General features: G+C 43.9%; 6 protein-coding genes, 1 tRNA gene and 2 pseudogenes. 7 read left to right on the top strand and 2 right to left on the bottom strand.

All coding sequences use genetic code 11. The features are described from left to right. Positions 1-369 precede the first annotated feature (369 nt). Positions 370-1092, bottom strand: a pseudogene (locus PX482_RS15995) (IS1 family transposase); the annotation flags it as partial. A gap of 332 nt (positions 1093-1424) precedes the next feature. Between PX482_RS15995 and PX482_RS15990 the strand changes: the two are divergent. The 7 genes from PX482_RS15990 (at position 1425) to PX482_RS15960 (ending at position 6362) form a co-directional block, all read left to right on the top strand. After that, the gene (locus PX482_RS15990; RefSeq protein WP_002762451.1) at positions 1425-2108 is read left to right on the top strand and encodes a PHP domain-containing protein; all 684 of its coding nucleotides are present in this window, start codon (positions 1425-1427) and stop codon (positions 2106-2108) included. A 221-nt stretch (positions 2109-2329) separates the two neighbouring features. After that, positions 2330-4228: an NAD(P)H-quinone oxidoreductase subunit F gene (locus PX482_RS15985; RefSeq protein WP_002790087.1), complete on the top strand. Its 1899-nt coding sequence runs from the start codon at positions 2330-2332 to the stop codon at positions 4226-4228. A gap of 179 nt (positions 4229-4407) precedes the next feature. After that, a tRNA-Thr gene (locus PX482_RS15980) sits at positions 4408-4479 on the top strand. 170 nt (positions 4480-4649) lie between these two features. Continuing rightward, on the top strand, positions 4650-5003 hold the full coding sequence (locus PX482_RS15975) for a metal-sensing transcriptional repressor (protein ID WP_002766602.1): 354 nt from the start codon (positions 4650-4652) through the stop codon (positions 5001-5003). A 66-nt stretch (positions 5004-5069) separates the two neighbouring features. Further along, entirely contained in the window at positions 5070-5252 is a 183-nt protein-coding gene (gene rpsU / locus PX482_RS15970; RefSeq protein ID WP_002738938.1) for a 30S ribosomal protein S21, read from the top strand. Positions 5253-5406: 154 nt separating this feature from the next. Then, positions 5407-6060 carry a uracil phosphoribosyltransferase gene (gene upp / locus PX482_RS15965; protein WP_002764021.1) on the top strand — a complete coding sequence of 218 codons (654 nt, stop codon included), beginning with the start codon at positions 5407-5409 and terminating at the stop codon, positions 6058-6060. 14 nt (positions 6061-6074) lie between these two features. Continuing rightward, on the top strand, positions 6075-6362 hold the full coding sequence (locus tag PX482_RS15960) for a ssl2009 family thylakoid membrane protein (protein WP_002790084.1): 288 nt from the start codon (positions 6075-6077) through the stop codon (positions 6360-6362). 107 nt (positions 6363-6469) lie between these two features. Here the strand turns inward: PX482_RS15960 and PX482_RS15955 are convergent. Next, positions 6470-7334 (bottom strand): annotated as a pseudogene (locus PX482_RS15955) (IS5-like element ISMae6 family transposase); the annotation flags it as partial.

Below are 7334 nucleotides of genomic sequence, written 5' to 3'. Positions count from 1 at the left end.
CGCTTTCGCTTCGCTTCAACCGCGCATTTACCAATGTATCTAACTTCCCTAAGTTTGTCAACCCCTTTTGGCAAAATTTTTTGATCTTTTTTCTATCCCTTGCTACGTAAGCCTTTCAGCCATTTCCCCTTTTTCTAGTCGGGTCTTTTCGTCTAGTAATTTTGTTCTAATTTAGCTCTTGATGGAGGTGACGGGGTTTTTGAGCAAGAGCAAGCTGAAGTATGAGGGGACTTGGTATCATCTCTGGACGACCACCTACTGTTCTGGTGTTGTCTGTTCCCCACTGCCAACTCCAGTGCGGTCTTGAGGGGTAATCTTAGAGGTGGTGATTCGGTAGTAGTGATGGCGGCTTAATCCTTTGCTTTGCTGTGCATTGTAGTCATGGATAAAATACCAAAGGGTTCCCCAACGTGATTCTCCATTTTTTTAGAGAAAGATAGACTCTCTCTCACCAACCGAGAAATCCTTTGTCGAAAGGTATTATTTAATCTTTCAATAGGATTGGTTTGACCAGTTTCTTTTCCGACCGGTCGATGACGTTTACTAGGAATTACTGTCTTATAGGACTCCCAAAAGTCTGTGTAGGCAACCGCGCATTGTCGGTAAACACCTGGTAAACTGTCCAAAAGTTTTTTGGCTGATTGACGACTCCTATCTCCGCGCATAGCAACCAATAATTTCCCGTGTCTTTCTATCAATTAACCGCCAAATATAAACCTTTATCGTCTTAGAAAAAACCAAAGACCACATCTCATCACATTCTCTAACCAATTTACCTTTTGATTTGTCTGAAACCTTTACTTGACGAGGGACAGATGCCAATTTATTGTTGACGTAATTTTGTAACCATGACCAACTTACTCCTGTTACTCTAGCAATTCCTCGTAAGTAAATTCGTTCGAGCAGGAGTTTATCAATTAATTGTTTGGTTTCGTCAGAGACGGTTTTATTAGTGGGATTGATCACAAACGGTTGACCGCAATCTTTACACTGACGTTTCGGCTTGCCATTATGTGTAGAACCATTTTTGATGGTATGATAAGAACCACATTTAGGACAACAAGATGTTGAAGTTTGTGAATCTTTTGTCAGAAGACAATGTTCTAAATCTTCATCGTAATTTAACCAAAGTTTAATTATCCAAGAGAAGATATTGATAAAAATAGCAATCATAAAAAGCAAATCCCCAACATTTATCAAGCAATTATTTTTATTAGTAAATATCCTACACGACTCAGTCCAGATAAGCAAGATGGCTTACCACTACTACCGAATCACTACCCCCTTTTCCCTTCTCCCCACTTCCCCATACCTTTGAGAGAGGATTTAGTATTACCGGTAACAGCAGCTACCCAATTTTTTTTGGTATTTGTTATGCTGATTGTTAACAATTTGTAATCTTTGGGAAAGTTCCTCAATACTGCATGGTCGTTTCTGCTACAATTCCACCCCTAGCTCAAGATACCCTCGCCCTGAAAGCGGTGTGGGCAAATGTCGGCTATGATAGTTGTCCCTACCATTACAATTTCCATCTTCATACCCATTGCTCCGATGGTCAAATGAGTCCCCAAGACTTGATGAGACAAGCGTTAGACATCGGACTAAAAGGATTAGCAATTACCGATCATCACTCGATCGAAGGTTATCGACAAGCCCAAATTTGGCTAGAAAATCAGCATTTAAAGGGTTCTCTACCCCATCTCTGGACAGGGGTAGAAATTACGGCGAATCTCTTAGACACAGAAGTGCATATTCTTGGCTATGGTTTCGATCCCGCTCACGTCGTCTTGACTCCCTATCTGCAAAGAACCAAACCAGAAGGAGATCTGGCTTTAGCCTCTAGAGTCATTAACAGTTTACAGCAAGCGGGGGCTTTAGTGGTTCTGGCTCATCCCTTTCGTTACCATCGCCCCGCTGCCGATTTAGTGGCGGCGGCGGTAGAATTGGGTATTGATGGTATTGAAGCTTTTTATGCCTACGGCAATCCCAAACCCTGGCTACCGAGTCAACCGGAAACCGAACAAGCACTCGCTCTTAGCCGTCAGTACCAATTATTCGCCACCTGTAGCACCGATTCCCACGGTAAATCTTTATTACAGCGCATTTAGCCTGATCCCGGGATTAACGGTAAAATACCTAAATTGACTAAACTCGATCCTTTCTCGATCGAGTGTTAGTTTTTTATGGCCGTTGATCAGTGATCAGTAATCAGTAACCAGTGAAAGAGCCTAAATTTGTTGAAAATTGAAAACTTAAACCTGATAACTTAAAACTTAAACCTGATCACTGATAACTGATAACTGATAACTGATAACTGATAACCCCCTGAATGAAAGATTTATTCCTTGACACTTGCTGGTTAATTCCCATTTATGGCTTAATTGGTTCGATTTTAACCTTGCCTTGGTCTTTAGGCATTATTAGTCGCACCGGTCCGCGGCCGGCCGCTTATATTAACCTATTGATGACCGTCTTAGGATTAATACATGGATCGATCGCTTTTAATCAAATTTGGCATCGAGAGACGATTAAACTGGCTTTTGAATGGGTAAGAGTGGCCGATCTTAGTTTATCCCTTTCGATCGAACTTTCTCCCGTCAGTTTGGGGACGCTGGAACTGATTACCCTCATCAGTCTCCTGGCCCAAATCTATGCCCTTGGCTACATGGAAAAGGACTGGTCTTTGGCAAGATTTTATGGCTTAATGGGCTTTTTTGAGGCAGCTTTGGGGGGAATTGCCCTCAGTGACTCCCTACTATTCAGTTACGCTTTCCTAGAGATGTTAACGGTCTCTACCTATCTCCTCGTCGGTTTTTGGTATGCTCAACCTTTGGTAGTAACCGCGGCGCGAGATGCCTTTTTAACCAAGCGCGTCGGCGATATTATTTTATTGATGGGTTTGGTGGCTCTGTCCAGTTACGGAGAAGGATTGAGTTTTTCTCAGTTAGAAAATTGGGCAGTAAATAACCCTGTGCCACCTCTGACGGCGACTTTGTTAGGATTAGCCCTTATTGCTGGTCCAACGGGTAAATGCGCCCAATTTCCCCTGAATTTGTGGCTAGATGAGGCGATGGAGGGACCAAATCCAGCCGGAATCATGCGGAATTCGATCGTGGTTTCGGCGGGGGCCTATGTTTTAATTAAGCTGCAGCCAGTGTTTACCCTATCTCCGATCGCAGCCAATGTTTTAATAGTGTTGGGGACAATGACGGCAATCGGTACTTCTCTGATGGCCCTATCCCAAATTGATATTAAACGGGTTTTATGCCACTCCACCAGTGCCTATCTCGGTTTGGTCTTTATTGCGGTGGGATTAGGTCATGTGGATATCGCTTTGCTAATTTTATTCTCCCATGCGGTCGCAAAAGCTTTATTGTTTATGAGCGCAGGAGCATTAATTCTCACTACCAGTAACCAAAATATCACGGAAATGGGGGGAATTTGGGCAAGAATGCCCGCTACAACCATGGCTTTTTTAGGGGGTTCCGCGGGGATGACGGTTTTAATGCCCCTGGGGATGTTTTGGACGTTAAAACGGTGGTTAAGTGGTGAATGGGCGATTCCTTGGTGGTTATTAGCGGTTTTAATCTTTGTTAATTGTCTTAGCATCGTCAATCTCACCAGGGTATTTCGTTTAGTCTTTTTGGGACAAACCCAAAGTAAAACCCATCGCACCCCGGAAGTGGCTTGGCCGATGGCTTTGCCCATGGTATCATTGATTTTAATCGCTTTATTGGCCCCGATTATTCCCCTACGTTGGGATTTTTGGCTATCTTTCACCAATCCTCTCCTTAATAACCAGAGTTTTACTATTGTCTGGGGTTTTCCCTTACTGATGGCCTCTGGAGTAATTGGCCTAGTTATCGGGTTAACGGTAGAGTTAAGACGAGCTTGGGCCAGACCGACTGGGTTAATCCTGCGATTCCTGCAAGATTTGTTCGCTTATGACTTCTATCTTGATCGCATCTATCAGTTTACCGTGGTTTTAGCGGTGGGCAGCTTGTCCAAAATTACCGCTTGGCTCGATCGTTATATTATTGATGGTCTGGTTAATTTGGTCAGTTTAGCGACGATTTTTAGCGGCAGTGCCTTAAAGTATAATGTTTCTGGTCAATCACAGTTTTATGTCTTGACTATTCTTTTGGGAATAGGGGGATTAATCTGGCTCTTATTAAACGGTCAATGGTCACTGATAACTAATTATTGGTCATCCCTGTTGACTCATTGAACCTCTATGTATCGCTCCCTAGTCTTCCGGTCGCGGACTAGGGAGTGAAAGCAGCGGGATGAACATGATCAACAAGGACAGACGGTTAAAATCGGTCTTAGCTTAAAACCCCACACCCTGCCCGCGGGAAAAACTTTTTCAGCAAGCCCTATTTGTGTTATGATGGGTTGGTCAAAAATGCTGGTGTAGCTCAGTGGTAGAGCAGCTGATTTGTAATCAGCCGGTCGCGGGTTCAAATCCCATCACCAGCTTCAATCTCTCACTCCCAATCGAACTTTAAAAAACCTACTTCCCACTTCCCACTTCCCACTTTCAAACCGAAGACCCCTGAACGGAAATTTAAGCCGGACAAAACCATTCTAGGGACTGGGGTTCGCAACTGTGGCACACTAGAGAGTATAACTGAATTGACGGTAAGCCCTTGACTAATCAAATTACCCCTTTCGACCCCCTTCACAACCACGACGAGACGGGCCATGACCACGAGTCAAAAGGGACTCCCCACGTCCATAGCGAAGCTTCCCTGAAGCAAATTATTAACCGTCTTTCGCGTATCGAAGGACATATTCGCGGCATCAAGACGATGGTATCGGAAAATCGTCCCTGTCCCGAAGTTTTGATGCAAATTGCCGCTATTCGCGGGGCGATTGATCGCGTTGCCAGAATTATTCTCGACGAACATCTGAGCGAATGTATTGCCCGGGCTGCCCAGGAAGGTAGTATCGAGACAGAAATTGAAGAATTAAAGGCCGCCTTGGATCGCTTTTTACCCTAGATTGTGCTACAATGAGAAGTTGGCATTTTTTAGGCAGAGAGCAATTACAGGAGGTGAATTAGGTTAATGACCCAAGTGGTAGTTGGTCAGAACGAGGCGATCGAATCAGCCCTGCGTCGTTTTAAGCGACAGGTAGCGAAAGCGGGAATTTATGCGGATATCAAAAAGCATCAATTTTTTGAAACCCCTCAAGAAAAGAGAAAGCGTAAAGCAGTAGCCCGGAGACGACAAAGAACCCGTCGTCGTTAAAATTAGCCAAGTCAGAAGTCGCTCGAAAGCTTCTGACTTGCTTTTATTTTAACCTCTGTTTTGGGGGTTGGGAAGCGGGAAGTGGGGAGTGGGAAGTGGGGAGAAAAAAGCTGATAAGATAAAGTTTAGCCCTCGATCGAGTTCTAGTGTTTTCATGGTTTTACAACTGCGCGTCTATGTTCCCGAACATCCTCTGGTTAAGCATTGGTTAGCGATCGCCCGCGATCAAAATACCCCCTCGGTACTGTTTAAAACAGCGATGACGGAACTAGGGCGCTGGTTAACCTACGAAGCAGCCCGGCAATGGTTGCCGACCCTGGAAACTAGCGTTAAAACCCCTCTAGCGGAATGTCCCGCTACTTTTATCGATCCTAGCGTACCGATGGCCGTAGTCCCGATTTTACGGGCAGGATTAGCCCTGTTGGAAGGGGCGCAAAGTCTTTTACCCCTAGCTAGTACCTATCATCTCGGTTTAGCCAGAAATGAGGAAACCCTAGAGGCGAGTTGTTATTTAAATAAATTACCGGCCAGTTTTGATCCGGCCACAAGAGTCTTAATTCTTGAACCGATGTTAGCCACGGGGGGATCAATTTCAACAGCAATGGCAGAAATTACCAGCAGAGGCGTTGATCCTGCCCTGATTCGCCTGATTTCCGTGGTGGCTGCCCCGCCGGCTTTACAGAAATTGAGTCAAAATTATCCCAGCTTGAACATCTATACGGCTATTATCGATGAAGGATTAAATAGCCGCGGTTACATCGTGCCGGGGTTGGGCGATGCCGGCGATCGAGCTTTTGGAACCTATTAGGAGAAAAGGGGATTATGAGTCAGCGAGATGGGTTTACGGGCGGTTTTTTAGCCGGTGCGATTGTCGGTGGTTTAGTGGGCGGTGTTTTGGGGACAGTGTTGGCTAATCGCAGCCGTCGCGGTTTAGGAGATGGGGATAATCAAGCTTTTTTAGAGGAGATCCGCAATGGGCGCTTGACTCCAGAGGAAGGCATGGAAGTGGCCCGCCGCAGTTTAGAAGATAAAATTGCCCAGTTAAATCTAGCGATCGATGATGTGCGTCAACAGTTAGGATCGGTACAGGAAAACGGCAGCGATCATTAAAATAGGGCTGGCCGAATAAATCTAAAAACCTTGTTAGACCTCGACCTAATTTAATTAGGGTCTGCTGAAAAAGTCATTGAAAAGTACAGGTCTCTTAATCAATGATTTCACCTAGCTACAAGCATAAGCTTTAGTTGTTGATTAATTTTTAAGTTATAACTTATCCTAATCATTGACCGAGAAAAAGTGCTGTTTTTCCATTTCAGACATAAAAAAGCCCAAAAAACCTGCCTCAACAGGTTAGAAAGATTCATGACTAAAAAAGTAATAGCAATCGCTGAAAAGGAAGTATGAGGAAGTTTAGCCATCACTTTACCTAAGCTAAATCTTCTTTTCCCCTGTCCAAATTTGCCCTCTATACAATTCCGAATCCTCTCATCATCGGTAGCTTGTTTCTTTTGTTCTTTACTAACATTTTTGGCGGGTCTTCCTAATGGGGGCCCACTGATTCTGATTCCTCTTTCTTTACACCAAGCTCGGTTTTCTCTGGTTCGATAAATTTTGTCCACATGAACTGATTCTGGATAGTATCCTGTATAGTCATAATAAGCTTCTATTTGTGCTTTTAAATCTCCCGATTCATTAAAGTTATCCCAACTAATCCGGTCTAAAAATATGTAACCATCTATACAGCTTGCTGAGAATTTGGCCCCAAATTCTCCTGGTTTTCCAGCTTTTCCTCTGACTATCGGACGGATATGGGGTTGAGTTAAGCTGACAATTCTGTCTTCAATACTCTGTTTGTTATTTTGGTACATCCAGAGTTGTTGGCGAGCAACTTCTGTGACTACTAATAACAGTTTATAGTCTCTTTTTTTCAAGCTTTGTAGAGAGGCTCCTTCTGCTAAAAGTTGTTCAATATGGTCGAGATTTCTTTTCAGATATTGCAGTTGTCTTTTCAGAGCTTTTCGTCTTTGTTTGACGGTAGGTTTTCTTTTTTTTGCTACTTCTCAATAACTTTTTCTGGCTAGG

The organism is Microcystis sp. M53602_WE12 (genome assembly GCF_030065455.1).
Classification (GTDB): domain Bacteria; phylum Cyanobacteriota; class Cyanobacteriia; order Cyanobacteriales; family Microcystaceae; genus Microcystis; species Microcystis aeruginosa.
This window is presented reverse-complemented; position numbering and strand designations above follow the sequence as displayed.

Coding starts and splice junctions, on each gene's coding strand:
- PX482_RS15990 (WP_002762451.1), top strand. CDS start 1,425: ATGGTCGTTTCTGCTACAATTCCACCCCTAGCTCAAGATACCCTCGCC.
- PX482_RS15985 (WP_002790087.1), top strand. CDS start 2,330: ATGAAAGATTTATTCCTTGACACTTGCTGGTTAATTCCCATTTATGGC.
- rpsU (WP_002738938.1), top strand. CDS start 5,070: ATGACCCAAGTGGTAGTTGGTCAGAACGAGGCGATCGAATCAGCCCTG.
- upp (WP_002764021.1), top strand. CDS start 5,407: ATGGTTTTACAACTGCGCGTCTATGTTCCCGAACATCCTCTGGTTAAG.
- PX482_RS15960 (WP_002790084.1), top strand. CDS start 6,075: ATGAGTCAGCGAGATGGGTTTACGGGCGGTTTTTTAGCCGGTGCGATT.